Source organism: Actinoplanes sp. URMC 104 (genome assembly GCF_051386375.1).
Taxonomy (GTDB): Bacteria; Actinomycetota; Actinomycetes; order Mycobacteriales; family Micromonosporaceae; genus Actinoplanes.
Genome location: NZ_JBPQTO010000007.1, coordinates 240,273 through 263,521 on the forward strand (window position 1 = coordinate 240,273; position 23,249 = coordinate 263,521).

Annotated in this window: 23 protein-coding genes; 15 read left to right on the top strand and 8 right to left on the bottom strand. The window is 73.7% G+C overall.

All coding sequences use genetic code 11. The annotated features are described in order from the left end of the window. Positions 1–229 precede the first annotated feature (229 nt). Positions 230–1,030 (top strand): dihydropteroate synthase, encoded by an 801-nt coding sequence (gene folP, locus ACSNN8_RS22775; protein ID WP_436651971.1) that lies wholly within the window; start codon positions 230–232, stop codon positions 1,028–1,030. Here folP and ACSNN8_RS22780 read toward each other — a convergent pair whose 3' ends face one another. Then, complete coding sequence (locus tag ACSNN8_RS22780; protein WP_436651304.1) at positions 1,031–1,576, bottom strand: TetR/AcrR family transcriptional regulator; 546 nt, start codon at positions 1,574–1,576, stop codon at positions 1,031–1,033. Between the two features lie 75 nt (positions 1,577–1,651). Here ACSNN8_RS22780 and ACSNN8_RS22785 point away from each other — a divergent pair, with 75 nt between their 5' ends. From ACSNN8_RS22785 to ACSNN8_RS22795, 3 genes are read left to right on the top strand one after another with little or no spacing between them, the layout of a single operon-like run. Then, entirely contained in the window at positions 1,652–3,070 is a 1,419-nt protein-coding gene (locus ACSNN8_RS22785) for a DHA2 family efflux MFS transporter permease subunit (RefSeq protein WP_436651305.1), read from the top strand. A gap of 12 nt (positions 3,071–3,082) precedes the next feature. Then, the gene (locus ACSNN8_RS22790) at positions 3,083–3,358 is read left to right on the top strand and encodes a hypothetical protein (RefSeq protein ID WP_436651306.1); all 276 of its coding nucleotides are present in this window, start codon (positions 3,083–3,085) and stop codon (positions 3,356–3,358) included. Next, entirely contained in the window at positions 3,355–3,699 is a 345-nt protein-coding gene (locus ACSNN8_RS22795) for a hypothetical protein (protein WP_436651307.1), read from the top strand. Before ACSNN8_RS22790 ends, ACSNN8_RS22795 begins: the two co-directional genes overlap by 4 nt. On the opposite strand, the gene ACSNN8_RS22800 is transcribed toward ACSNN8_RS22795, so the two are convergent. Beyond that, entirely contained in the window at positions 3,655–4,503 is an 849-nt protein-coding gene (locus tag ACSNN8_RS22800; RefSeq protein WP_436651308.1) for a helix-turn-helix transcriptional regulator, read from the bottom strand. The genes ACSNN8_RS22795 and ACSNN8_RS22800 overlap by 45 nt on opposite strands. Before the next feature lie 103 nt (positions 4,504–4,606). Here ACSNN8_RS22800 and ACSNN8_RS22805 point away from each other — a divergent pair, with 103 nt between their 5' ends. The 4 genes from ACSNN8_RS22805 to ACSNN8_RS22820 all read left to right on the top strand — a co-directional run bounded on the left by ACSNN8_RS22805 (position 4,607) and on the right by ACSNN8_RS22820 (position 9,535). Further along, positions 4,607–5,554 (top strand): SDR family oxidoreductase, encoded by a 948-nt coding sequence (locus tag ACSNN8_RS22805; RefSeq protein ID WP_436651309.1) that lies wholly within the window; start codon positions 4,607–4,609, stop codon positions 5,552–5,554. Between the two features lie 67 nt (positions 5,555–5,621). Continuing rightward, a complete protein-coding gene (locus ACSNN8_RS22810) occupies positions 5,622–5,924 on the top strand; it encodes a hypothetical protein (RefSeq protein WP_436651310.1) in 303 nt (100 codons plus the stop codon). Continuing rightward, complete coding sequence (locus ACSNN8_RS22815) at positions 5,921–8,110, top strand: bifunctional polysaccharide deacetylase/glycosyltransferase family 2 protein (protein ID WP_436651311.1); 2,190 nt, start codon at positions 5,921–5,923, stop codon at positions 8,108–8,110. The genes ACSNN8_RS22810 and ACSNN8_RS22815 overlap by 4 nt, the downstream gene beginning before the upstream one ends. Before the next feature lie 57 nt (positions 8,111–8,167). Next, entirely contained in the window at positions 8,168–9,535 is a 1,368-nt protein-coding gene (locus ACSNN8_RS22820) for a serine/threonine-protein kinase (RefSeq protein ID WP_436651312.1), read from the top strand. On the opposite strand, the gene ACSNN8_RS22825 is transcribed toward ACSNN8_RS22820, so the two are convergent. Both ACSNN8_RS22825 and ACSNN8_RS22830 read right to left on the bottom strand, forming a co-directional pair. Then, positions 9,532–10,254 carry a hypothetical protein gene (locus ACSNN8_RS22825; RefSeq protein WP_436651313.1) on the bottom strand — a complete coding sequence of 241 codons (723 nt, stop codon included), beginning with the start codon at positions 10,252–10,254 and terminating at the stop codon, positions 9,532–9,534. The genes ACSNN8_RS22820 and ACSNN8_RS22825 overlap by 4 nt on opposite strands. Before the next feature lie 195 nt (positions 10,255–10,449). Beyond that, positions 10,450–12,243: a LamG domain-containing protein gene (locus ACSNN8_RS22830; protein ID WP_436651314.1), complete on the bottom strand. Its 1,794-nt coding sequence runs from the start codon at positions 12,241–12,243 to the stop codon at positions 10,450–10,452. A 153-nt stretch (positions 12,244–12,396) separates the two neighbouring features. On the opposite strand from ACSNN8_RS22830, the gene ACSNN8_RS22835 reads away from it, so the two are divergent. Then, positions 12,397–12,801: a hypothetical protein gene (locus ACSNN8_RS22835; protein ID WP_436651315.1), complete on the top strand. Its 405-nt coding sequence runs from the start codon at positions 12,397–12,399 to the stop codon at positions 12,799–12,801. A gap of 49 nt (positions 12,802–12,850) precedes the next feature. Here the strand turns inward: ACSNN8_RS22835 and ACSNN8_RS22840 are convergent, their stop codons facing one another. Next, entirely contained in the window at positions 12,851–14,332 is a 1,482-nt protein-coding gene (locus ACSNN8_RS22840; protein ID WP_436651316.1) for a GntP family permease, read from the bottom strand. 59 nt (positions 14,333–14,391) lie between these two features. Here ACSNN8_RS22840 and ACSNN8_RS22845 point away from each other — a divergent pair, with 59 nt between their 5' ends. Continuing rightward, positions 14,392–16,020: an FUSC family protein gene (locus tag ACSNN8_RS22845; RefSeq protein WP_436651317.1), complete on the top strand. Its 1,629-nt coding sequence runs from the start codon at positions 14,392–14,394 to the stop codon at positions 16,018–16,020. A gap of 177 nt (positions 16,021–16,197) precedes the next feature. Beyond that, a complete protein-coding gene (locus ACSNN8_RS22850) occupies positions 16,198–16,515 on the top strand; it encodes a hypothetical protein (RefSeq protein ID WP_436651318.1) in 318 nt (105 codons plus the stop codon). 330 nt (positions 16,516–16,845) lie between these two features. Here ACSNN8_RS22850 and ACSNN8_RS22855 read toward each other — a convergent pair whose 3' ends face one another. Together ACSNN8_RS22855 and ACSNN8_RS22860 are read right to left on the bottom strand one after the other, a co-directional pair. Beyond that, a complete protein-coding gene (locus ACSNN8_RS22855; RefSeq protein ID WP_436651319.1) occupies positions 16,846–17,457 on the bottom strand; it encodes a TetR family transcriptional regulator in 612 nt (203 codons plus the stop codon). Beyond that, positions 17,454–18,947: an MFS transporter gene (locus tag ACSNN8_RS22860; protein ID WP_436651320.1), complete on the bottom strand. Its 1,494-nt coding sequence runs from the start codon at positions 18,945–18,947 to the stop codon at positions 17,454–17,456. Before ACSNN8_RS22860 ends, ACSNN8_RS22855 begins: the two co-directional genes overlap by 4 nt. Before the next feature lie 23 nt (positions 18,948–18,970). Here ACSNN8_RS22860 and ACSNN8_RS22865 point away from each other — a divergent pair, with 23 nt between their 5' ends. The 4 genes from ACSNN8_RS22865 to ACSNN8_RS22880 all read left to right on the top strand — a co-directional run bounded on the left by ACSNN8_RS22865 (position 18,971) and on the right by ACSNN8_RS22880 (position 21,278). Beyond that, positions 18,971–19,867, top strand: coding sequence for an amidohydrolase family protein (locus tag ACSNN8_RS22865; protein WP_436651972.1), 897 nt, complete (start codon positions 18,971–18,973; stop codon positions 19,865–19,867). A 77-nt stretch (positions 19,868–19,944) separates the two neighbouring features. After that, complete coding sequence (locus ACSNN8_RS22870) at positions 19,945–20,100, top strand: hypothetical protein (protein ID WP_436651321.1); 156 nt, start codon at positions 19,945–19,947, stop codon at positions 20,098–20,100. Then, positions 20,101–20,439 (top strand): EVE domain-containing protein, encoded by a 339-nt coding sequence (locus ACSNN8_RS22875; RefSeq protein WP_436651322.1) that lies wholly within the window; start codon positions 20,101–20,103, stop codon positions 20,437–20,439. Next, entirely contained in the window at positions 20,436–21,278 is an 843-nt protein-coding gene (locus tag ACSNN8_RS22880; RefSeq protein WP_436651323.1) for a PfkB family carbohydrate kinase, read from the top strand. The genes ACSNN8_RS22875 and ACSNN8_RS22880 overlap by 4 nt, the downstream gene beginning before the upstream one ends. Positions 21,279–21,405: 127 nt before the next feature. Here ACSNN8_RS22880 and htpG read toward each other — a convergent pair whose 3' ends face one another. Continuing rightward, positions 21,406–23,235 (bottom strand): molecular chaperone HtpG, encoded by a 1,830-nt coding sequence (htpG, locus tag ACSNN8_RS22885; protein WP_436651324.1) that lies wholly within the window; start codon positions 23,233–23,235, stop codon positions 21,406–21,408. Between the last annotated feature and the right edge of the window lie 14 nt (positions 23,236–23,249).

The following is a 23,249-nucleotide window of genomic DNA, read 5'->3' on the forward strand; positions in this document are numbered from 1 at the left end:
TTGCTACCCGGAGTGCGTCTCCGCCATACCTACTTTTCGAGGTGCAATAGAAGAAAAAAATGGTTCGCATGATCTGCGGATTCCGGGGTAAACGAGCTGCCTTTCTTTTTCCGCCACCGCTCGAAAAACCGCTGCCACCTGCCTGTTACCCTGCCGAACCGTGACAGATCCCAGCCGCACGCGCTCGATCGCGGGCCGCCCTCACGATTTCTCCCGGCGCGTCGCGGTGATGGCGATCGTGAACCGGACTCCCGATTCCTTTCATGACCGCGGCAGCACGTTCGCACTCGCCAGGGCGCTCGAGGCGGTCGAGGCCGCGGCCGACGCCGGCGCCGACTGGATCGACGTGGGCGGCGTGCCGTTCGCGCCCGGCCCCGAGGTGAGCGCCGCCGAGGAGCTGCGGCGGGTGCTGCCGGTCGTCGACGCGGCCCGGGCCCGTACGGTCGTCTCGGTCGACACCTTCCGTCCCGAGGTCGCCGCCGAGGTGATCAGGGCAGGCGCGGGGGTCGTCAACGACACCTCGGGCCTGCGCGACCCGGCGATGGCCGACGTGGTCGCCGGCACCGACGCCCAGCTCGTCATCACCCACAGCCTGGCGCCGCCGCGCACGCTGTGGCCGCGGCCGCAGTACGCCGACGTGACCGCAGAGGTCGCCGCCTTCCTGCGCGAGCGGGTGGCGGTGGCGCTCGAGCGCGGGGTGCGGCCCGACCAGATCATCATCGACCCGGGCCACGACCTCAACAAGAACACCCGCCACACGCTCGAGCTGACCCGGCGGCTCGACGAGATCGCCGCGATCGGCTACCCGATGCTGGCCGCGGTCAGCAACAAGGACTTCATCGGCGAGACGCTCGACGCGCCGCAGTCCGAGCGGCTCGCCGGCACGCTTGCGGCGGTCGTCTTCTGCGTGCTGCGCGGCGCCCGGATCGTGCGGGTGCACGACGTGCGGGCGACGGTCGACGCGGTACGGATGACCGAGGCGATGCTGGGCTGGCGGGAGCCGGTGTTCACCCGGCACAACATGGAGTAGTCAGAGGTCGTCGAAGGTGCCCAGCAGGTCGGCCGCCCACGGCTGCGGCGGCACGGCGCCGGGCCCGACGACCCGCATCGCCCCCAGGCAGGTCAGCAGCATGCCGCCGGCGAAGAAGTCGCGCGCCTGCTCGTTGCTCGCGCCGGTCAGCTCCCGCACGACGTCGTAGAGCCGGCCGAAGCAGGCCCGCACCGGATCGCCGACGGCCGGGTCGCTGCAGGCCGCGAAACCGTGCAGCATCATCGTCATCAGCTCGGGCTGCCGGAGCAGCTCCTTGTAGGCGCCGCCGAGGCTCTCCAGGGTGGGCTCGCGCTCGGCCGCCGTGCGCCACACCGCCTCGATGCGGTCGCCGGCATGCTGCACCGCGGCCAGGAACAGCTCCTGCTTGGTGCGGAACAGCCGGATCACGTACGGCTGGGAGACGCCCGCGAGCCGCGCGACCTGGTCGGTCGTCGTGCCCGCGTAGCCGTTGGCGCTGAACGCGGTGACGGCGGCGGCGATCAGCTGCTGCTGGCGTTCGGGGGCGGTGAGGCGGGTCCGGGTCACGGTTGACAGGTTATCAGTCGATAACTAGCGTGGCCTCTCGTAGTTATCAGTGGATAACAACTTCTGGGGGGAACCATGTCCACCGTCCTCGAGGCGCCTTCGACGCCGCCGCGGCGCGCCGCCCGGCCCTTCGCCGCGGTGCTGGCCGCGGTCGGCATCCCGACGTTCATGGTCACGCTCGACAACCTCGTGGTGAGCACGGCGCTGCCGGTGATCCGGACGGACCTCGGCGCGTCGCTGACCGACCTGCAGTGGTTCGTCAACGCGTACACGTTGCCGTTCGCCGCCTTCCTGCTCACCGCGGCCGCGATCGGCGACCGCATCGGCCGACGCCGCATGTTCGTGGCCGGCCTGGTGGTCTTCACGCTCGCGTCGGCGGCCGCGGCCCTCGCCGCCGAGCCGTGGCAGCTCACCGCCGCCCGCGCGGTGCAGGGCCTGGGCGGGGCCGCGGTCGCCCCGCTCGCGCTGACGCTGCTCGCCGCGGCGGTGCCGGACCGGATGCGCACGGCCGCGGTCGGGATCTGGGGCGGGATCAACGGTCTCGGCGTCGCGGTCGGCCCGGTCGTGGGCGGCGCGGTCGTCGAGGGCCTCGAGTGGCACTGGATCTTCTGGCTGAACGTGCCGATCGGCGTCGTCGCGATCGTCCTCGCGCTCACCGTGCTCGGCGAGAGCCGCGGCGGCGCCCGCCGGCTCGACCCGCTCGGCCTGCTGCTGTCGGCCGCCGGCATGCTGCTGGTCATCTGGGGCGTCGTGGACGGCCCCGACCGCGGCTGGACCTCCGGCCGCATCCTCGCGATGCTGATCGGCGGCGGCGTGCTGCTGATCGCGTTCCTGGCGTGGCAGGCCCGCAACCCCTCGCCGATGCTGCCGCTGCGGCTGTTCCGCTCCCCCGCCTTCAGCCTGGTCAGCGCCGTGACGCTGACCTTCTCCGCCGGCGCGTTCGGCGCGGTGTTCCTGCTGGCCCAGTTCTTCCAGGTGGTGCAGGGCCTCAGCCCGCTCGAGGCCGGTGTGCGCACGCTCCCCTGGACGGCCGCCCCCATGATCGTCGCGCCGCTGGCCGGGCTGTTCGGCGACCGCGTGGGCCAGCGCGCCCTGATCTTCACCGGCCAGCTGTTCCTCGCCGCGGGCCTCCTGTGGATCGGCCTGGCCACCGGCACCGACGTGACGTACGGCAGCCTGGTGGTCGCCTTCGCGCTGGCCGGCGTCGGCATGGGCCTCACGTTCGCCCCGATCAGCACGGTCGCGCTGGCCAGCGTCGCGGAGAACGACCGCGGCGTGGCCTCCGGCGTCACCACCACCGTCCGCGAGGCCGGCGTCGCGGCGGGCGTGGCCGCGCTCGCCTCGATCTTCAGCTCGTACGGCGGCTACACCACCCTGCAGTCGTTCGTCGACGGCCTGCGCCCCGCGGTGGTCGTCGGCGCCCTGATCGTCGCCGCCGGCGCCGTGCTCGCCCTCGGCCTGCCTCGGCGCGGGTCCGGCGTATCACGCCCGTAGTACGCTGGGAGGGTGCCATACGAATGGGACGACTGGGCCCTGGCCGCCCTGCTCGGCATCGACCCGGCCGAGGTGCGCCAGGCGCTGGACGCACCGCGGAGGTGGCCCCGGCGGGCAGTCAGCGACACGGGCGTGGCAGTCCTCACCGTATGGAGCCGGACCGCGGAAGGCCGACCGCTCGTCGTTGCGGTCTTCCCCACCGCCGGACGCACTTGGAAGATCATCGGCGCACGCGAGATGACCGGCAAGGAGCTCGAGGAGTTCGGCCGGTGGGAGGAGACCCGATGAGTCACGACGAGGAACTGCCCCGCACGGCCGACGAGGTCGCCGCGTTCATGGACGGGCTCTCCTTCGATGCTCCGCCCGCGCCCGAGGACGAGCAGGCGCTGCTCGACGCGCTGCCCCCGGCCGGCTCGGCGGTCATGGTGGTGCGGTCGCTGCGCCTGCCGACCGAGCTCGATCAGGCCGTGGCCGCCGCCGCCCGGGCCGCCGAGGTGCCCAAGACCACCTGGATCCGGCAGGCGATCGAGATGGCGCTGGCCGTGCAGGCCGAGGACGACCAGCCCATCTCGCGCGCCGAGGCGCTACGCGCGCTGACCCTGCTGCGCCCCGCCCGGCACGTGGCCTGAGGACGCCATCGCGGCGAGCAGGGCCAGCTTCTCGGCGTCCGCCGTGCCGGGCTCGGGGTGATAGACGACGAGCATGATCCCGTCCGTGCCGGTGACCAGCAGCTTCTCGCGGTTGAGGGTCAGCTCGCCCACCTGCGGATGGTCGAACCGCATGGCGGCGCCGGCGCGGGGGCGTACGTCGTGGCGCGCCCACAGCGTCCGGAACAGGGGGCTGGCCAGCGACATCTCGCCGACCAGCTCGACGAAGCGGGGGTCGTCGGTGTCGGTGCCCACCGACTCGCGGAAGCCCGCGACCAGCCCCGCGGCCGCGCGCTCCCAGTCGCGGAACAGGGCCTGCTCGGCGGGGTCGAGCAGCACGTCGCGCAGCCGGTTGCCGCCCACGACCAGGCGCGGCGACAGGGCGGCCGCGAGCGGGTTGGCGGCGAGCACGTCCAGGCAGCGGCCCTCCACGAAGGCGGGCAGCGGCAGCGCCGCGACCAGCTGGGCGGTGCTGGGCGGCACGGTCTCGCGCCGCCGGCGGGGGCGGTGGCGGGGGCGGTCGGCCGCGAGGCCCAGCAGATAGGCCCGGGCGTCGTCGTCGAGCCGCAGCACGCGGGCCAGCGCCTCGAGCACCTGCACCGACGGGTGGCGGTCGCGGCCGCGTTCCAGCCGCAGGTAGTAGTCGGCGCTGATGCCGGCCAGCATCGCGACCTCCTCGCGGCGCAGACCGGGCACCCGCCGGACGCCGACGACCGGGACGCCGGCCTCCTCGGGGGTGACGAGCTCGCGGCGGGCGCGCAGGAACTCGCCCAGCAGGGTGGACATGATCCCACCGTAGGCGGCGCCCCGGGCCCGTGCGGGGGTCCTGCGGGACCCCCGGCTGACCGAGGCTCTGCCTGCGCCGCGGTCCGGGGCGCACCTTGGGGGCATGACCACTGTTCTTGTCACCGGCGGCTCCGGGTTCATCGCCGGGCACTGCATCCGTCAGCTCCTCGACCACGGCTACCAGGTGCGGGCGACCGCGCGCTCCCCGCGGGACGACGGCCCGGTCGCCTTCGTGGCCGCCGACCTCACCTCCGACGCGGGGTGGGCCGAGGCCGTCGCGGGCTGCGACTACGTCCTGCACGTGGCCTCCCCCGTACGGCCGGGGCCCGTCGAGAACGAGGACGACCTCGTCGTCCCGGCCGTCGAGGGCACGACCCGCGTGCTGCGGGCCGCCCGCGACGCCGGCGTCCGGCGGGTGGTGCTCACCTCGGCGTTCCACGCCGTGGGCTGGGGGCACCCGCACGACGACCACGTCTTCACCGAGGACGACTGGACCGTGCCCGACGGTCCGGGCGTCGACGCGTACGGCCGGAGCAAGACCCTGGCCGAGCGGGCGGCCTGGGACTTCGAGCGTGGCCCGATGGAGCTGACCACGATCCTGCCGGTCGCGGTGATGGGGCCGGCCGGGGGCCGGGCGGCCTCCGGCGCCAACCGCATCGTCCAGCAGATGCTCACCGGGGCGATGCCGGGCTTCGCGAACCTGTGGATCCCGATCGTCGACGTGCGCGACGTGGCGAGCGCGCACGTCGCCGCGCTGACCTCCGCCGGGGCCGCGGGCGAGCGTTTCCTGGTCTCGAGCGACCCCGCGATGTCGCTGGCGCAGATCGGCGCCGTCCTGCGCGAGCACCTCGGCGACGCCGCGCGGCTGGTGCCGACCGAGTCCATCCCCGACGAGGTCGTCCGGGCCGACCCGGCCCTGCGGGCGATCGTGCCCGACCTCGGCTACGCCCGCCGCATGTCCAGCGAGAAGGCCCGCCGCGTGCTGGGATGGCAGCCGCGCAGCTCCGTGGAGGCGATCGTCGCGGCGGGCCGCAGCCTGGTGATCGACTGACCGCGGAGGGTGAGACAAGCCTTACGTGGAAGTGCGCATCCAGGATGCATCTTCTAGCGTCGATGGTGTGCCGAAGGAACCGAGCATCGGGCGGGCGCGCGTGGGGCGCACACCGCAGGGGCGTGCCCGGGTGGGGCGCGCAGTGGGCAAGGCGCCCCTGCCCGAGAACGCCCGGACCGACGTCATCCGCGTGGACGCCGCGGCGCCGCAGCCGGTGTTCGTCGACCCCACGGGCGGCCGGCGGCGGTGGCTGCGCCGCACGGCGTACGCGATCGGGATCCTGCTGATCCTCGCGCTGATCACCATCTGGGTGACCCAGCTCGGCGAGCCGGCGCGGCCACCGGCCCGCCCGTCCCCGAGCGCGCGGTGACGGTCTACCGCGCCACGCCGCCACCGGGCGATCCGGGCGAGTCGACCTCGCGGCTGCCCCCGGTGCGGCGCCGCCGGCGGATCCGGCGGCGCCGGGTGATGGCCGGCACGATCGGGCTGACCGTCCTGCTGCTGCTCGCCACCGTCGTGCTGGTCTCGGTCTACACCGACGCCGGCTTCAGCCCGGACGGCACCACCCCGGCCTCCGCCGCCGACGGCCGGGTCCCGAAGGCCGTGCGTGAGGGCGGGCCGGTGATCGACCTGACCGGCGGCGGGGACCTGCGGACGTACGCGATGCCCGCCCGCACGATCGCGCTGACCTTCGACGACGGGCCGGATCCGCAGTGGACGCCGCGGATCCTCGACGTGCTCGCCGAGCACGGCGTGCCCGCCACGTTCTTCGTGGTCGGCTCGCAGGTCGCCCGCCACCCCGGCATCGCCGCGCGGGTCGCCCGCGAGGGGCACGAGCTGGGCGGCCACACGTTCACCCACCCCGACCTGGCGGAGCTGCCCGAGTGGCGCCGCGAGATGGAGAACTCGCAGACCCAGCTCGCGATCGCCAACGCCACCGGCCGGGCGACCCGGCTGATGCGCCCGCCGTACTCCTCGTTCGCCGACGCGCTCACCGACAAGGACTGGCAGACGGTGCAGGCGGTCGGCGCCGAGGGCTATCTGACCGTGCTCGACACGATGGACAGCGAGGACTGGAAGCGTCCCGGCGCCGACGCGATCGTCCGCAACCTCACCCCGCGCGGCACGGCCGGGCAGATCGTGCTGCTGCACGACGCGGGCGGCGACCGGTCGCAGACGGTGGCCGCGCTCGACCGCCTGATCCCGCGGCTCAAGCAGCGCGGCTACCGGTTCAGCACGGTGAGCGCGGCGATCGGCGGGCAGGTCAACCCGCCGGCCGCCGGCGACGTGGTGTGGCGGGGGCGGGCGCTGGTCTGGACCGTGCGCGGGGCGGACGCCGTGCTCGCGGCGCTGTGGGTGCTGCTGATCACCGCGGGCGGGCTGATCGTCGTCCGGACGCTGATCCTGTTCGCCTTCGCGTGGCGGCACTCGCGGCACCGGCGCGGGCCGGACTGGTCGTGGGGGCTGCCGGTCGGCACGCCGGTCACCGTCGTGGTGCCCGCCTACAACGAGGAGAAGACGATCGCGCCCGCGGTGCGCTCGCTCGCGCTGTCGGACCATCCCCGCGTCGAGGTGCTGGTCGTCGACGACGGCTCCACCGACGGCACGGCCGACGCCGTACGGGCCCTGGGCCTGGGCAACGTGCGGGTCGTGCGCATCCCCAACGGCGGCAAGGCCAACGCGCTCGACGCCGGGGTCGCGCTCTCGCGCCACGACCTGGTCGTGATGGTCGACGCGGACACCGTGGTCGAGCCCGACGCGATCCACCGCCTCGTCCAGCCGTTCGCCGACCCGCGGGTGGGCGCGGTGGCCGGCAACGTCAAGGTCGGCAACCGGCGCGGGCTGATCGGCAAGTGGCAGCACATCGAGTACGTGATCGGCTTCAACCTGGACCGGCGGCTGTACGACACGTTCGGCTGCATCCCGACGATCCCGGGCGCGCTGGGCGCGTTCCGCCGGGCGGCGCTGACCGAGTCGGGCGGGCTGAGCACCGACACGCTCGCCGAGGACACCGACCTGACCATCGCGATCCACCGGGCCGGGTGGCGGGTGGTGTACGAGGAGACGGCCCGCGCGTGGACCGAGGCGCCGGAGACCGTACGGGAGCTCTGGAAGCAGCGGTACCGGTGGAGCTACGGCACCATGCAGTCGATGTGGAAGCACCGGGGGGCGGTGCTCGACCGCGGCGCCTCGGGCCGGTTCGGCCGCCGCGGGCTGCTGTTCATCGCGCTGTTCAGTGTGCTGCTGCCGCTGCTGGCGCCGCTGATCGACCTGATGGCGGTGTACGGGCTGCTGTTCCTCGATCGGCAGATCACAATCGTCGGGTGGCTGGCGATGCTGGTGGTGCAGGTGCTCACCGCGGTGCTGGCGTTCCGGCTCGACCGCGAGCCGCTGCGCCCGCTCTGGACGCTGCCCCTGCAGCAGGTCGTCTACCGCCAGGTGATGTACCTTGTGCTGCTGCATTCGGCGCTGGCCGCGGTCACCGGCCGGCGGTTGAGGTGGCAGACGATCCATCGCACGGGCGATCTCAGTTCGGCACCCGTTCCCGGACGTTGACCGTGATCGTTGGACCGGCGCGATAGCGTCACAGGGCGTACGGGTTGAGGAGGTGGCATGCCGGCCCCAGGGGAGATCCTCGGCGGTCGATACCGGCTGGACGACCGGATCGCGGCCGGCGGCATGGGCGAGGTGTGGCGGGCCACCGACACGGTGCTCGGCCGCGACGTCGCGGTCAAGACGCTGCACGCCGACCGGGCCGGCGACCCCGGCTTCCAGGAGCGCTTCCGGCACGAGGCGCGGTCGATGGCCGCGCTGCACCACCCGGGCGTCGCGGACGTGTACGACTTCGGCGAGACCGCGGGCGGCACGGACGCGTACATCGTCATGGCCCGCATCGACGGCGAGCCGCTCAACCAGCGGATCGCCGAGCGGGGCCGGCTGAGCGCGGCCGAGACCATGTCGGTGGTGGCCCAGGCCGCCCGCGCGCTGGCGGCCGCCCACCGGGCCGGCATCGTGCACCGCGACGTCAAGCCCAGCAACCTGATCATCGAGCCCGACGGCACGGTGGTGCTGGTCGACTTCGGCGTGGCCCGCTCGGCCGGCTCGTCGACGCTGACCGGCGCCCGCGAGGTCGTGGGCACGGCCATGTACATCGCTCCCGAGCAGGTCTCCAAGGAGCCGACCGGGCCGCCCGCCGACCTCTACGCGCTGGGTGTGGTCGCCTACCACTGCCTCGCCGGGCACGCCCCGTTCACCGGCGACAACCCGATCGCCATCGCGATGCAGCACCTCAACGAGCCGCCGCCCCCGCTGCCCGCCGACGTGCCGCCCGCCGTGCAGGCGCTGGTCATGCGCGCGATGGCCAAGGACCCGCAGGACCGCTTCGCCGACGGCGAGGCGATGGCCGCGGCGGCCGACCGGGCCGTGTCGGGCGGCGACACCACCGCGATCCTGGCCGCTCCGCGCTACGCGGCCACGCCGGCGCCCACGGCCGTCGTCCCGGCCGTGCCCCCCGACGTGCTGCCCCGGCCGGGCGGCCGGCGACGCAGCCCGCTCGTGCTGGCGATGGCCGGGGTGCTGGTGCTGGCCGCGGCCGCCGCGGCGCTGGCCTACGGGCTGACCCGCGACGACACCGAGAGCCCGGGCACCACGACCCCCTCGCAGTCGGTCGAGGGCTCGGTCGGCACCGGCGACGCGCCCCTGCCCACGAGCACCAGGACGCGTACCCGCCCGGCCCCCACGACCACCACGCGGACGACCACCCGGCCCGCACCCCCGCCGGACGGGCCGTCGGAGACGCCCTCGCAGACTCCCAGCGACCCGGTCACCAGCACGTCGACGACCCCGACCACCACCCCGCCCGAGACCCCGGGCGGCGACGGCTCCGAGCCGCCGACCGGCGGTGACGACGACGAGGGCGGCGGCGGCAACGACAACCCGGAGAACGGCTCCACCACGGGAACCGGCTCCGGGACGGGCTAGGACTGCGGCTGGGCGGTCACGGCCGCCTTGAGCTCGGCCACCTGCTGCGACAGCTGCTCGACGGCGTCGGCCAGCTTGGGCACCTGGTCGTTGGCGATCGTGCCGGCCCGCAGGTTCGCCGCCACCAGCGCGCCGTCGGCCCGCTGCGTCGGCGTGCCCGTCGCGCGGCCGATGTTGTAGGCCCAGATGTCGTCGATCTGCGCCTTGACCTGCTTGGCGATCTCCGCGGAAATCCACTTCTTGTCGTCGGCGGTGAGTGCCACGGGGATGTCCTCCAGATGCCAGGAAGCCGTGGAGGCCTCGAGGTTCGATGAGTACGAGGATGAGAAGTGCGCGTGGTGGTCGTGGGGGTTGGCGCCGGTGTAGCGCTGCTGACGCCACCCGTTGCTCGCCGACCAGATGCGCCGGTTGTAGATGATGTAGCGCAACCGCTTCTCGGCGCCGGACCGGCACCGGCCGAGCAGGAACTGCACGACCTTCTCCATCGTGAGCCCGGGGGTGCGCAGGTCGACGTCCACGTCGATCGCGTGCACCTCGTTGGTGCGGTCCGCGTCGCGGATCGGCACGGTCCCGGTCTCGTCGGGGTTGTGGTCGGACGAGCCGGACTGGTGAGCCGTGTCCCCGACCGAGCCGTCGCTGGACCGGTCGCGGCCGGGCGCGATCGCGTTGAACTCCGAGCGCAGCCGCACCAGGCAGGGAACGAGGATCCAGCTCGCCATGCGTCCACTCCTCACGCTGCGTAGATCGGCGGGCGAAGGTTATCAGTACCCCTGGCGCGAGGTCATCACTCGGTCGCGCCCGGATTGTCTTATGTGGGATACCCAACTCTCCACATTGACCCCGAGTGGTCCGATCACTCGCTGTAAGCACAACGGGCCGCCGACATGCGTCGACGGCCCGGTGCTTCCCCGCTGTCAGCCGATGTGGATCCAGACGTCGTCGAGGGCGCCGTGGAACTGGTCGTTGTTCGCCCCGACCCCCTTGCCGCCCAGGCTGAACGGCTGGGTCGAGTCGATCGACAGGGTCTCCGGCACGGGCGTGGTCGCCGCCACCTGGTCGTCGACGAGGATCGCCAGCGTCGGGCCGGTGCGGCGGCACTCGAGCGTGTGCCAGCGGTCGTCGGCGATCGACGCGCGGCTGCGGGCCACGTACGACATGTCGCCCGAGCGGTCGGTCAGCACGCAGCTCGGCTTGCCCGTGACGCCGTCCACCTGCAGCTTGTACTGGCCGCCCTCGGCCGCGTACCCCTTCTGCAGCACGTTCTGCCCGTCGGGGCCCGTCGCGCCGGCGGGGGCGGCGGGCAGGCGCACGCTCGCGCCGTACCGGATCGGCTTGTCGCCGGGGTTGAGGTCGGCGGTGGCCTCGGCCTGCAGCACCAGCCTCGGGCACGACGCGCCCGCGCAGCGCGGCGGGAAGGTGAGGGCCTGGCCGGCGTCGTGCGGCTCCATCGCGACCTTGCCGCCGTTGCGGGTGACCACGCGCAGCAGGTGCTCGTGCCCGGAGCCGTCGTCGAAGGTGCCGTCCGCGATGGTCGAGTCGAAGTTGTACGAGGCCACGGGCCCGCTCGGCGTCTCGCCCTCCGCGGGCAGCGCCCCCTTCTCGCGCACCTCCCCGGAGAAGGCCGCGTAGCGCTTGCGCGGCACGGCGCCCACCGTGGTGAAGTCGCCGACCGCGCTGATCGAGCCGAGCGCCGCGCTGGTCGCGAGCTGGCGCGTGCCGACCACGCCGTTGGCCTGCGGCGCCCACGGCAGCAGGTTGCCCTGGCCGTCGATCGCGGCCAGCTTGCCGCGCGTCACCGAGCCGTCGGTGCAGACGCCCCGCACGCCGTTGTTCGTGGTCGTGCACGCCTTGTCGAAGTGCCCTCCGACGTACGTCGTGCCGTCGAGCACGGCCACCGCCTGCGCGTCGCCGTCGAAGACCCGCGTCCACCGGGTCGCGCCCGCCGGGGTGTACGCCACCGCGCGCCCGCCCTGCCCGCCGAGCGCCGCGTAGACACCTGTCGCGTCGGCCGCCAGCCCGAAGACCTGCGACACCGGCTTGGGCACGAACGCCGGGTCGAGCACGCCGGTGGTCGCGTCGACGGCCGCCAGCCGCAGCGTCGACATCACCCGGTTGGTGCGGTGGAAGCGCCCGCCCACGTACACCCGCCGGTTGGCGACCGCGACGGCGTTGACCACGTCGTCGGTGGTGGGCGCCCACGGGTCGAGCGCGCCGCCCGCCAGCGCGAAGGCCGCGAGGTTGCCGCGCGGCACGCCGTCGACCGCGGTGATCCGGCCCCCGACGTAGAGCCGGCCGTTGCCCGCGGCGAGCGCGTTGGGCTGGCCGGTGACCGCGTGCCGCAGCGGGGTGAGCCGGCCGTCGGCGGCGCCGATCCCGGCGACCGCGTCGCGGGCCGTGCCGTTGACGTGGTCGAAGTCGCCGGCCGCGTACACCACGTCGCCGGCCACGGCCAGGGCGCGCACATTGGCGTCGGCGGTGGGCTGCCAGTCGAGAAGCGCTCCGGTACGGGCGTCGAGCGCGGCCAGCCGCGTACGGGAAACGCTCTTGCCGCCCACGATGGCGCTGGTGAAGTTGCCGCCCACATAGACGGTCGACCCGCGGTAGGCCACCGCGTAGACCGGGCCGTTGAACGACGGCGAGGACACCGGCTGCGACGTCACGACCCCGGCGGCCGCGACGCCACCGGCCGCGATCACCCCGCCGGCCACGGCGGCGCTCAGGCTACGGCGGACGCTTTTTCGGATGTTCGGCACATTGCTCGTTAACTACGCGCCCGCGGCGAGGATGCGTACCGATCGGGTGGTGTCGCTCACCACTATGCTGGCTCGCGACCGTTCCCGACATCGACGAGAGGAGATGCCGTGCCGCGCCGCCGCCTCCTCGCGCTGCTCCCCGTCCTGCTGGTCGCCGGCTGCGAGATCGACATCGGGCCGGGCGCCATCCCGCCGCCGATCAGCATCGCGCCGATCCCGTCCGCCTCGGCGGGCGTGCCCAAGTACGTCTGCTCGGCCGCCTACAAGATCTTGACCGAGGGCGCCGTACGGCTGGCGTCCGCGCTGCCCTCGGGCGACGCCGCGCTGCGGCGCACGTTCGAGGACATGGCCGCGCAGCTGGACGCCGAACGGGCCCGCACCAGCGACCCCGCCCTGCGCGACGCCCTGCAGGCAGTCAGCGACGACCTGACCGCGGGAGCGGCGCAGCCCCGCTCCTACCTGGACGGCGACTTCACCACCGTCGGCCAGAAGCTCGACGGCGCCTGCGGCTGACCCGCTTTTCGGCCGCCTCTGCTGCCCGCCGCCTTCCCGGGGCCGGCGGTCAGACCACCAGGCTGAGCAGCATCACGCAGGCGAAGCCCACCACCGAGATGATCGTCTCCATCACCGACCACGTTTTGATCGTCTGCCCGACGGTCATCCCGAAGTACTCCTTGACCAGCCAGAACCCCGCGTCGTTGACGTGCGAGAAGAACAGCGAGCCGGCGCCGATGGCCAGCGCGAGCAGCGCCACGGTCGGCTTGTCGAGCGTCGCCGCCAGCGGCGAGACGATGCCCGCCGCGGTGATCGTCGCGACGGTGGCCGAGCCGGTCGCGATCCGGATGCCGACCGCGACCAGCCAGCCGAGCAGCAGCGCGTTGATGTTCGCGTCCCGGGCCGCGTCCGCGACCACGTTGCCCACGCCCGCGTCGACCAGCACCTGCTTGAACCCGCCGCCGGCCGCCACGATCAGCAGGATGCCGGCCACCGGGGGCAGCGCCCCGCCGAGCACCGCCGAGGTCTGCTGACGGTCGAAGCCGGCCCGCTTGCCCAGCGACCACATGGCCAGCAGGACGCCCAGCAGCAGCGCCACGACCGGCTCGCCGAGCACCTCGAGCGCCCCGCGCACGCCGTTGCCCTCGTCGAGCACCAGCTCCGCGATGCCGCGCGCCAGCATCAGCACGATCGGCACCAGCACCGTCAGCACCGCCGGCCAGAAACCCGGGTTGCGGCGTCCCGCGGGCAGCTGCTCGTCCACGGGACGGTCCGGCTGCCCGGTCGCGGGGTTCGCCACGTCGTCGCGGTCCACGAAGTCCTGACCGCCGGCCGGCCCCGACCCGCCCGGCCGGTCGGCCCCGGTGGTCGCGGCCGCCAGCAGCGCCGGCGTCGCCACCGGCACCCGCTTGGCGATCCAGTTGCCGAACAGCGGGCCCGCCACGATGACCGTCGGGATCGCGCAGATCAGCCCGAACAGCAGCGTCAGTCCCAGGTCGGCATTGAGGTTGGCGATCGCCACCAGCGGGCCCGGGTGCGGCGGCACCAGCCCGTGCAGCACCGACAGGCCGGCCAGCGCCGGAATGCCGATCCGCAGCAGGCCGATGTCCGTACGGCGGGCGACCAGCAGCACGATCGGCACCAGCAGCACGACGCCGACCTCGAAGAACAGCGGCAGCCCGATCAGCGCCGCCACGCCGGCCATCGCCCACGGCAGCGCCGAGCCGGTGAAACGGTTGACGATGCGGTTCACGATGCCGTCCGCGCCGCCCGACTCGGCGAGCAGCGCCCCGATCATCGAGCCGAGCGCGATCAGCAGGCCGACGTTGCCCACCGTGGTGCCCAGCCCCGTGGTGAACGAGTCCACCGTGTCGCCCGGCGACGCCCCCGCCACCAGGCCCAGCACGGCCGAGCCGAGGATCAGCGCGAGGAACGGATGCCACTTCGCCCAGGCGATGAGCAGCACGACGACCACGATGCCCAGCACCGCGGCGAGAACGAGTTGGAACGTACCGGCGTCGGTGATGGCCTCGGCGGCGAGGGGGATCATGACCGCGGCGTACCCAACGCGAGAACACTTCAATCAAACCGTGGGTACGCTGCTGGTGCATGCGCCGCACTCTGCCCGACGACCTGCGTGCCGCCGCCCGGATCCGCCCGGTCGACGCCACCTGGGCCTTCGCGCTGCGGGCCGGCCTGGCCGTGGCGATCCCGCTCGTGGCCCTCGCCGCCACCGGCCACACCTCGTGGGCCGGCGTCGCCACCTTCGGCGCGTTCACCGCCCTCTACGGCCGCGACGAGCCGTACGCCCGCCGCGCCGTCATCACCGCTGCCGCCGCACTCGGCCTGGTCCTCTCCGTCACCGCCGGCACGCTGGCCGCCCTCACCCCGCACGCCGGCGTCGCCGCCGTGGCCCTGGTCGGCGCCGCCGCCACCGCGCTGTGCAACCGCTACCGCACCGGCCCACCCGGCGGCCTGATGTTCGCCTTCGCCACCGCCGTCACCAGCGCCCTGCCCACCGAGCCCGCCGACGTGCCCCGCACCATCCTGCTCACCGCCGCCGCGGCCGCCGTGGCGTGGCTGATCACCATGTCCGGCTTCCTGATCGCCCCCGACGCCCCCCGCCGCCTCGCCATCGCCCGGGCCCTCCGCTCAGCCGCCGCCCTCGCCGACGCCCCCGCGGGCCCCGCCGGCGTGGCCGCCCGCCAGACAGCTTCCCTGGCGGTAGAACGCGCCTGGCGCGCCGTAGCCGACGACGCCCGCCCCATCCGCCCTATCGCCGACTCCCCCGGCACCCGCCCGGACGGCGCCGGTGACCAGCCACCGCGCCCCGAAGAGGTCCTGGTCGCCCACGCCGAGACCGAACTCAGCGGCGTGCACGGCCACACCCCGCACGCCGCCGCCGAACTCCGCGCCCTCGCCGATCATGTCCTGCGGCGGGCCCCCCTCCCCCACCTCGCCGCCACCCCCATCGAAGCCCGCAAGATCAACGAACGCCACGCGGCCGCCACCCTGCTGCGCCACCTGCCAGCACGCCCGCGCGGACCGCTCTGGCCGGCAGCCACCCGCGTGGCCGTGGGCGCCCTCGCCGCCGGCATCGCCGCGGGCCTGCTCACCCACGTCACCGGCCTCGGCCACCCCTACTGGGCGGCCGTCTCCGCCGTGGCCGTCCTGCAGGCCGCGTCGCTGCGCCTCTCCCTGCACCGCGCGATCCAGCGCGCCGGCGGCACCGTCGCCGGCCTGCTGATCGCCGGCGCGGCCGTCGCCGTCCCCGGCGGCCCGTGGGTGCTGGTCGCCGAGATCGTGCTGGCCCAGGTCGTCGCGGAGCTGCTGGTCGTCCGCAACTACGGCCTGGCGATGCTCGCCGTCACCCCGCTGGCCCTGCTGGTCGGCGAGCTGGGCCACGAGACCCCGCCGCTCGAGCTGATCGGCGACCGCCTCGTGCAAACCGTGCTGGGCAGCCTGCTCGGCCTGGCCGCCGCCCTGCTGGTGCGCAACCGCGCCGCCGGCCGACACCTCGACGAGGCCGTCACCGCGGTCGAGTCGGCGACGGCCGCGCTGCCCGGCGACCCCGCCCGGGCACGGGGCCTGGCTCTCCTCGTGGCGACCATGCGCGAGGCGTACGACGTGGCCTCCGGCGAGCCCGGCCTGCGCCCCGAGGTCACCGACCGAGTGCTGAACGCCGAACGCGCGGCCCGGTCGGTGCTGGCCGCTCTCTCCCGGCCGCCCACAGCTTAGGGCTTCTCGAGCGCCGATCTCGGCGCCTGTGGACAGATCGGATCAGCTGATCCGCTTCCGCAGAGCATCAATCAGGGGCTCGATGTGGGGCCAGGGCAGCTGTGTGGCCTTACCGCGGCCGCGGCCACCCTGCTGACCGTCACCGTCCTGCTTGCCGCCAGCCTCCAGGCTGCCGGCTTGCTCCCTGCCGGCGCCACGGTTGTCGGGCTTGGTGTCGCGGCCGGCGTGGTCGGGGTGGCGGTGCTGCTGCGCGGCGGTGGCCCGCTGGCCGGTGTCGCGGTGGTCGGGCTTGGTGTCGCGGCCGCCGTGTTCGGAGTGGCGGTGCTGCGCGGCGGTGGACTGCTGTTCGGTGTCGCGGTGGCCGGCGTCGGGGTCGTTGCCGCCGCGCACGGGGTGGCGCTGCTGCGCGGCGGTGGCCTGCTGGCCGACGTCGCGCTGATCGGATACGGCTCAGCCGACACGTGCGCACCGCCGGCATCCCGACGACCAGGATGAGCCCGCTTTTGCTGCGCCGCACCTAAGCCACCCTCGCCCGCGACGCCGGCGTTCCCCTGGAAGACGTCCGGGACGGCCTCGGCGCGCCGACCCGGCGACCACCCGCCGCTACCACCACGGCGGCGTACCCCTCGACCGCTCGCCCGACTACACCTTGGCCCGCGAGCTGATCTCGGCCGCTTGAGCCACCGGGGAGGTCAGCGGTAGCAGCCGCTGGACGGACTCAAGGTCGGCGGGTCATAGCGTCGTCCTAGGGTCGGGGCCCCCTGGGGGGGCAGGCTCGGGTTGGCAGGGCACCGGCTGGAGAAGCGACCGACAACCCACCCCCGATCAGCCCTCCAACGGCTCCAAATGCGCCCGCAACCCCACCAGCGCCTCCCGCACCCGATCGAGGTCCCCCTCCTCGAAGTGCCCCGGCCGCCCGGGCGGCAGAAACGCCAGCGCCACCCCCACGAACGCCCCCGCGAGCCCCCGGACCTCCGCGCTCCCGGCGGGCAGGCCCATCCGCTCGGCCATCACGCCCGCGAGCATGTCCACGGCCGAGACCATCGCCTGCAGTTGGCGACCGCGGAGCTCCGGGACCGTACGGAAGAGGTCCTGCCGCCGCTTCTCGCTGACCCATTCGTCCTCGGTGAGGCTCCCGAACACCTGCCGCATGCCCTGCAGCACCGCCTCGAGCACCGGCATCCCGGCCGGCTGGGCGCGGATCGCGGCGAGGATCATCGGGTCGTAGTCGTCGGCGACGACCACGTCCTCCTTGGTGGGGAAGTAGCGGAAGAAGGTGCTGGGCGAGACCTCGGCCGCCTCGGCGATCTGCTCGACGGTGGTGGACGCGTAGCCCTGCTCGGTGAACAACCGCATCGCGGCGTCGCGGATGGCGATGCGGGTCCGCGCCTTCTTCCGCTCGCGAAGCCCGGCGGCGGCAGCGGGTGCGTCGGTCATAGCAGCGATTCTGCCAGCACCTCCGGCTGGGGCTCGGCGGCCCGCGCGGGCATGACGACGAGGGCGAGGGCGGCGCCGGCGAGGGCGAGCACACCGGCCACGATCAGCGAGCGGTCCATGCCGTACGTGAAGGCGCCGCGCACCGCGTCGAGCAGCCCGGCGTCGCCGGTCCCGGAGGCCACGGCCACGCCCGAGGTGACGCTTTCGCGCGCGGCGGCGGGCGCGCCGTCGAGCCGTCCGCGGTAGGCGGAGTTGAGCACGGCGCCCAGCACGGCCACGCCGATGGCGCCGCCGACCTGGCGCATGGCCTGCAGCAGCGCGTTGCCCACGCCGCTGCGTTCGGGGGTCAGCGCCCCGAGCGCCGCGTCCAGCGCGGGCGGCATGGTCAGGCCCAGCCCGGCCCCGCAGAGGGTGATCCACACGGCGGTCCAGCCGTAGCCGGTGTGCGCGGTGGTGCGGGCGCCGAGCAGGGACGCGGCCGCGATCAGCACGAGGCCGCCGGCGATCACCAGGCGGGCGCCCAGCCGCCGGGCGAGCAGATCGGCGAGCCGCGCGCCGACGACCAGGCCGCCGATCACGGGCAGCAGCCGCAGGCCGGAGCCGAACGCGTCGTGGCCGCCGACGGCCGAGAACAGCTGCGGCAGCGAGAACAGCAGCCCGAGCATCGCGAAGCCGGCCACGGTGGCGAGCACGGCGCCGCCGGTGAAGGCGCGGTTGCGGAACAGGGCGAGGTCGACGAGCGGGGAGGCGGCGCGGCGCTGCCACCACACGAAGCCCGCCAGCAGCGCGAGCCCGGCGGCGACGGTGGTCAGCGAGCGGGCGTCCGACCAGCCGCGATCGCCGGCTTCGATGATCCCGTACGTGACCGCGACGAGCCCGGCCGTGGAGAGCAGGACGCCGGGGACGTCGATGCGGGCGCGGGCGCCGCGCGACGAGGGCAGCCAGACGGCCAGCGCGGTCACGCCGGCCATCACGACCGGCACATTGATCAGGAAGACCGAGCCCCACCAGAAGTTGTCGAGCAGCCAGCCGCCCAGCAGCGGGCCGAGCGGGATGCCCAGCGAGCTGGCGGTGACCCAGATCGACATCGCGCGGGTCCGATCGCGGCCCTCGAACAGCACGGTGAGCACGGCCCCGGACAGCGGCATGATCACGGCCGCGGCGAGGCCCAGCACGGCGCGGGCGGCGATGAGCTGGCCGGCGGTCTGGGCGTACGCGCAGGCGACCGAGGCGGCGCCGAACAGCGTCAGCCCGCCGATCAGCAGCCGCTTGCGGCCGAGCCGGTCGCCGAGCAGGCCGGCCGGGAGCAGCGCCGCGGCGAGCACGAGCAGGTAGGAGGTGGTGAACCACTGCAGGTCGCCGGTGGAGGCGTCGAGGTCGCGGGCGAGGGTGGGCAGGGCGACGCTCAGCACGGTCGTGTCGAGCCCGACCGCGAGCGTGCTGAGCGCCAGTGCGGCGAGCGCGTACCAGCGCGAAGTGGAAGTAGCCATGAATTGAGAGTAGCTGTCAGTTCATAGCGACTGTCAAGACGTACGATGGCGACGTGACCGAGCTGACGACGCGCTACGGGCTGCCGGGGCTCGCCGACGTGCACACACACTTCCTGCCGCCGCGCATGCAGCGCCGGGTGTGGGAGCACTTCGACCGGGCCGGCCCGCTCATCGGGCGGCCGTGGCCGATCACCTACCGCGGCTCGGAGTCCGACCGCGTCGCCACGCTGCGGCGCCTGGGCGTGACGACGTTCAGCGCGCTGGCGTACGCCCACCGGCCCGGCATGGCGGCCGACCTCAACGACTGGACCCTCGCCTTCGCCGCGCGCACCCCGGGCTGCCTGCCGAGCGCCACGTTCTTCCCCGAGCCGGGCGTGATGGCGTACGCGAGTGACGCCCTCGAGCGCGGCGCGCGCATCTGGAAGCTGCACCTGCAGGTCGGCGGCTTCGACCCGCGCGCCGCCGAGCTCGACGCGGTGTGGGGGCTGCTCGCCGAGGCGCGGGCCCCGGTGGTCGTGCACGCCGGCTCGGGGCCGGTGGCGGCCGGGTTCACCGGTCCCGGCCCGATCGGCGAGGTGCTCGCCCGCCACCCGCGGCTGGCCGTGATCGTCGCGCACTCGGGGGCCCCCGAGTATGCAGGCTTCCTCGAGCTGGCCGAGCGCTACGAGCACGTCCGGCTCGACACCACCATGGCGTTCACTGACTTCTTCGAGCAGATGGCGCCGTTCCCCCGCGAGCTGCGGCCGCGGCTGCGCGAGCTGGGGACGGCCGGCAAGGTGTTGCTGGGCAGCGACTTCCCCAACATCCCTTACCCGTACGAGCATCAGATCGAGTCGCTGGCCCGGCTGGAGCTCGGCGCCGACTGGCTGACGGCCGTCTGCTGGACCAACGCGCAGGCCCTGTTCGCGGCGCGCGGGTGAAAGTTCCCCGGATTACGTGCGCGGGCGTGCCACGATCATGTACGGCAGACGCCCGGTGCGCGGAGGGGAGCCGAGAGATGAAGAAGGCGCTCGGCTGGATCGTGCTCGTACTGATCATCTTCTACATCGGCACGAACCCGGGCCCGGCGGCCGACATCGCCCGGAGCATCGGCGACGGCTTCGCCGAGGTCTTCCGCAACATCGGCGTCTTCCTGCGCGAGCTGTCCGACTAGATGGCGCACTGGCTGCTGCAGCACAACCCCGCCCGCGGCGCCTGCGGCAGCGGCGACTGGACGGTGCGCCGCTACCAGGACCGGATCGAGGCCGGCGACGACGTGGTGCTCTGGCACAGCGGCCGGGACGGCGGCGTGGTGGCCGTCGGCACGGTCACCGAGGGCCCGCACGACGGCGTGATCACCGTCGTCCTGCACGGGACGCCGCCGGTCGCCCGCGACACGCTGCGGGCCGACGAGCGCTTCCGCGACGCCCCCATCCTGCGCATGCCCGCCGGCAGCAACCCGTTCCCGCTCACCGCGCCGCAGTGGCAGGCGATCGCCGAGCACACCCGATGATCCTCTGCGTCGGCCTGGCCACCGTCGACCTCGTCTACCGGGTCGCCCGCATGCCCGGCCCCGACGAGAAGGCGCAAGCCACGTCGGTCGAGGTCGCGGCGGGCGGTCCCGCCGCCAACGCCGCGGTCACAATCGCGGCGCTGGGCACGCCGGTCACCCTGGTCACGGCGATCGGCGCCCACCCGCTGGGCGCCCTCGTCCGCTCCAATCTCGAGGACCGGGGCGTACGCCTGGTGGACGCCGCAGCCGGGACCGAGGCGCTGCCGCCGGTCTCCACCGTGGTGGTCGACGAGTCCACCGGCGAGCGCACCATCGTGAGCCGCAACGCCGCCGACGTCACTCACGCCGTACCGGAAGAAGGTCTGCCGGAGGCCGCGCTCACGCTGGTCGACGGCCACCATCCCGCGCTCGCGTCGGCCGCCGCCCGCACCGCCGGCCGCCTGGTGGTCGACGCCGGCTCGTGGCGCCCGGTCTTCGCGGACATCTTCCCGTACGCCGAGGTCGTCGCCTGTTCCGCGGCGTTCCGCCACCCCGCCGCCCCCGACGGCCCCGACGCCGCGACCGCCGCCGCCATCGGCGCCCCGCACGTGGTCGTCACCCACGGCGCGGCGCCGGTCACCTGGTTCAGCCGCTCCGGCGGCGCGGGCTCGATCGCCGTCCCGCCCGTCGAGGCCGTCGACACCGCCGGGGCCGGCGACGCCTTCCACGGCGCGCTCGCCGCCGCCCTGGCCGCAGGGTCGCCGCTCGACGCCGCCGTCACCGAGGCCGTCCGAGTGGCCGGGGTGCGCGTGCAGCACCCCGGCCCCCGCTCGTGGCTGGAGCACCTCGGACCACTGTGATCATGTCCGCAGCCCGCACAGAGCCCACCCTCCACCGGGGGACCCCCGTCGGCCATTGTGGCGCGGGGGGCGGATCTTTGCGGCGCGGCCTGTGGACAACTCGGCGCTGTGGACGGCTTGACTTCCGCTAGACCGTCCGGGCCAGCCGGTCGGCGAGCAGCTTGGCGAAGCGGGCCGGGTCCTCCAGGTCGCCGCCCTCGGCCAGCAGCGCCGTCCCGTAGAGCAGCTCGGCGGTCTCCGGCAGCGCCGGGTCGTCCGCCCGCTGCTCGTGGGCCGCGCGCAGCCCGCCGACCAGCGGGTGGTTGGGGTTGAGCTCGAGGATCCGCTTGACCCGCGGGCCCTCCTGCCCCATCGCCCGGTACATCTTCTCCAGCGCCGGGGTGATGTCGTCCGCGTCGCTGACCAGGCACGCCGGCGAGGTCGTCAGGCGGTGCGAGAGCCGTACGTCCTTGACCTGCTCCTCGAGGCGGGACTTGAGGAACGTCAGCAGCGGCGCGAAGTCGCCCTCGGGTTCGGGCTCCTCGGCGTCCTTGGGCAGGTCGACCGAGCCGCGCGCGATGGACTGGAGCTTCCGGCCGTCGTAGTCGGGCACCGCCTCGACCCAGATCTCGTCGACCGGGTCGGTGAGGATCAGCACCTCGTACCCCTGGGCCTGGAACGCCTCCATGTGCGGCGAGTTCTCGACCTGCGAGCGGGACTCGCCGGTCAGGAAGTAGATCTCCTCCTGTCCCTCCTTCATCCGCTCCACGTACGCGGCGAGGGTCGTCGGCTCGCTGCCCGCGGTGGAGGCGAACGTGGCGACGTCCAGGATGGCCTTCTGGTTGTCGGGGTCGTTGAGCAGGCCCTCCTTGACCGCCCGGCCGAACTCGCGCCAGAACGTCGCGTACTTCTCCGGGTTGTTGGCCAGCAGGTCCTTGATCGTGGACAGCACCTTCTTGACCAGCCGGCGGCGGATCATCTGGATGTGCCGGTCCTGCTGCAGGATCTCGCGCGAGATGTTGAGCGACAGGTCGGCCGCGTCCACCACGCCCTTGACGAAGCGCAGGTAGTCGGGGATCAGCTCGCGGCTGTCGTCCATGATGAACACGCGCTTGACGTACAGCTGCAGCCCGTGGCGCGCGTCGCGCTGGAACAGGTCGTGCGGGGCCCGCGAGGGCAGGAACAGCAGCGCCTCGTACTCGAAGGTGCCCTCGGCCCGCATGTTGATGATCTCGAGCGGCTCGGACCAGTCGTGGCTGATGTGCCGGTAGAACTCGTGGTACTCCTCGTCGGACACCTCGGAGCGCGGCCGCGCCCAGAGCGCCTTCATGGAGTTGAGCGTCTGGTCGCCCATCCGGATCGGGAACGCGATGAAGTCCGAGTACTTCTTGACGATCTCGCGGATCTTCCATTCGGCGGTGTAGTCGTAGAGCGCGTCCTCCTCGTCCTTGGGGCGCAGGTGGACGGTGACGCTCGTGCCGACCGGCGCGCCGGGCGCCTCGTCGATCGAGTACGTGCCCTCGCCGGTCGACTCCCAGCGGGTGCCGTGGCCCTCGGTGCCGGCCTTGCGGGTCACCAGCGTGACCTTTTCGGCGACCATGAACGTCGAGTAGAACCCGACGCCGAACTGGCCGATCAGCTCGGGGCTGTCCTTGGCCTCGCGCAGCTTGGCGAGCAGCTCGGCGGTGCCGGACCGGGCGATCGTGCCGATCAGCTCGACGACCTCGTCACGGGTCATGCCGATGCCGTTGTCGCGGACGGTCAGCGTCCGCGCCTCGGTGTCGGCCTCGAGCTCGATGTGCAGGTCGGAGGCGTCCGCCTCGAGACCGTCCTGCAGCGTGGCCAGCCGCAGCTTGTCCAGCGCGTCCGAGGCGTTCGAGATCAACTCTCGCAGGAAGATGTCCTTGTTCGAATAGATCGAATGAACCATCAACTGCAGCAGCTGCCGGGCTTCGGCCTGAAACTCCAACGTCTCCATGACCTGATCGTACG

What these genes read in the sequence shown, in the direction of transcription:
- ACSNN8_RS22880 (WP_436651323.1), top strand. Translation starts at nt 20,436, where the DNA reads ATGATCCTCTGCGTCGGCCTGGCCACCGTCGACCTCGTCTACCGGGTC.
- ACSNN8_RS22795 (WP_436651307.1), top strand. Translation starts at nt 3,355, where the DNA reads ATGAGTCACGACGAGGAACTGCCCCGCACGGCCGACGAGGTCGCCGCG.
- ACSNN8_RS22800 (WP_436651308.1), bottom strand. Translation starts at nt 4,503, where the DNA reads ATGTCCACCCTGCTGGGCGAGTTCCTGCGCGCCCGCCGCGAGCTCGTC.
- ACSNN8_RS22785 (WP_436651305.1), top strand. Translation starts at nt 1,652, where the DNA reads ATGTCCACCGTCCTCGAGGCGCCTTCGACGCCGCCGCGGCGCGCCGCC.
- ACSNN8_RS22875 (WP_436651322.1), top strand. Translation starts at nt 20,101, where the DNA reads ATGGCGCACTGGCTGCTGCAGCACAACCCCGCCCGCGGCGCCTGCGGC.
- ACSNN8_RS22845 (WP_436651317.1), top strand. Translation starts at nt 14,392, where the DNA reads ATGCGCCGCACTCTGCCCGACGACCTGCGTGCCGCCGCCCGGATCCGC.
- ACSNN8_RS22820 (WP_436651312.1), top strand. Translation starts at nt 8,168, where the DNA reads ATGCCGGCCCCAGGGGAGATCCTCGGCGGTCGATACCGGCTGGACGAC.
- ACSNN8_RS22860 (WP_436651320.1), bottom strand. Translation starts at nt 18,947, where the DNA reads ATGGCTACTTCCACTTCGCGCTGGTACGCGCTCGCCGCACTGGCGCTC.
- folP (WP_436651971.1), top strand. Translation starts at nt 230, where the DNA reads ATGGCGATCGTGAACCGGACTCCCGATTCCTTTCATGACCGCGGCAGC.
- ACSNN8_RS22870 (WP_436651321.1), top strand. Translation starts at nt 19,945, where the DNA reads ATGAAGAAGGCGCTCGGCTGGATCGTGCTCGTACTGATCATCTTCTAC.
- ACSNN8_RS22855 (WP_436651319.1), bottom strand. Translation starts at nt 17,457, where the DNA reads ATGACCGACGCACCCGCTGCCGCCGCCGGGCTTCGCGAGCGGAAGAAG.
- ACSNN8_RS22840 (WP_436651316.1), bottom strand. Translation starts at nt 14,332, where the DNA reads ATGATCCCCCTCGCCGCCGAGGCCATCACCGACGCCGGTACGTTCCAA.
- ACSNN8_RS22825 (WP_436651313.1), bottom strand. Translation starts at nt 10,254, where the DNA reads ATGGCGAGCTGGATCCTCGTTCCCTGCCTGGTGCGGCTGCGCTCGGAG.
- htpG (WP_436651324.1), bottom strand. Translation starts at nt 23,235, where the DNA reads ATGGAGACGTTGGAGTTTCAGGCCGAAGCCCGGCAGCTGCTGCAGTTG.
- ACSNN8_RS22805 (WP_436651309.1), top strand. Translation starts at nt 4,607, where the DNA reads ATGACCACTGTTCTTGTCACCGGCGGCTCCGGGTTCATCGCCGGGCAC.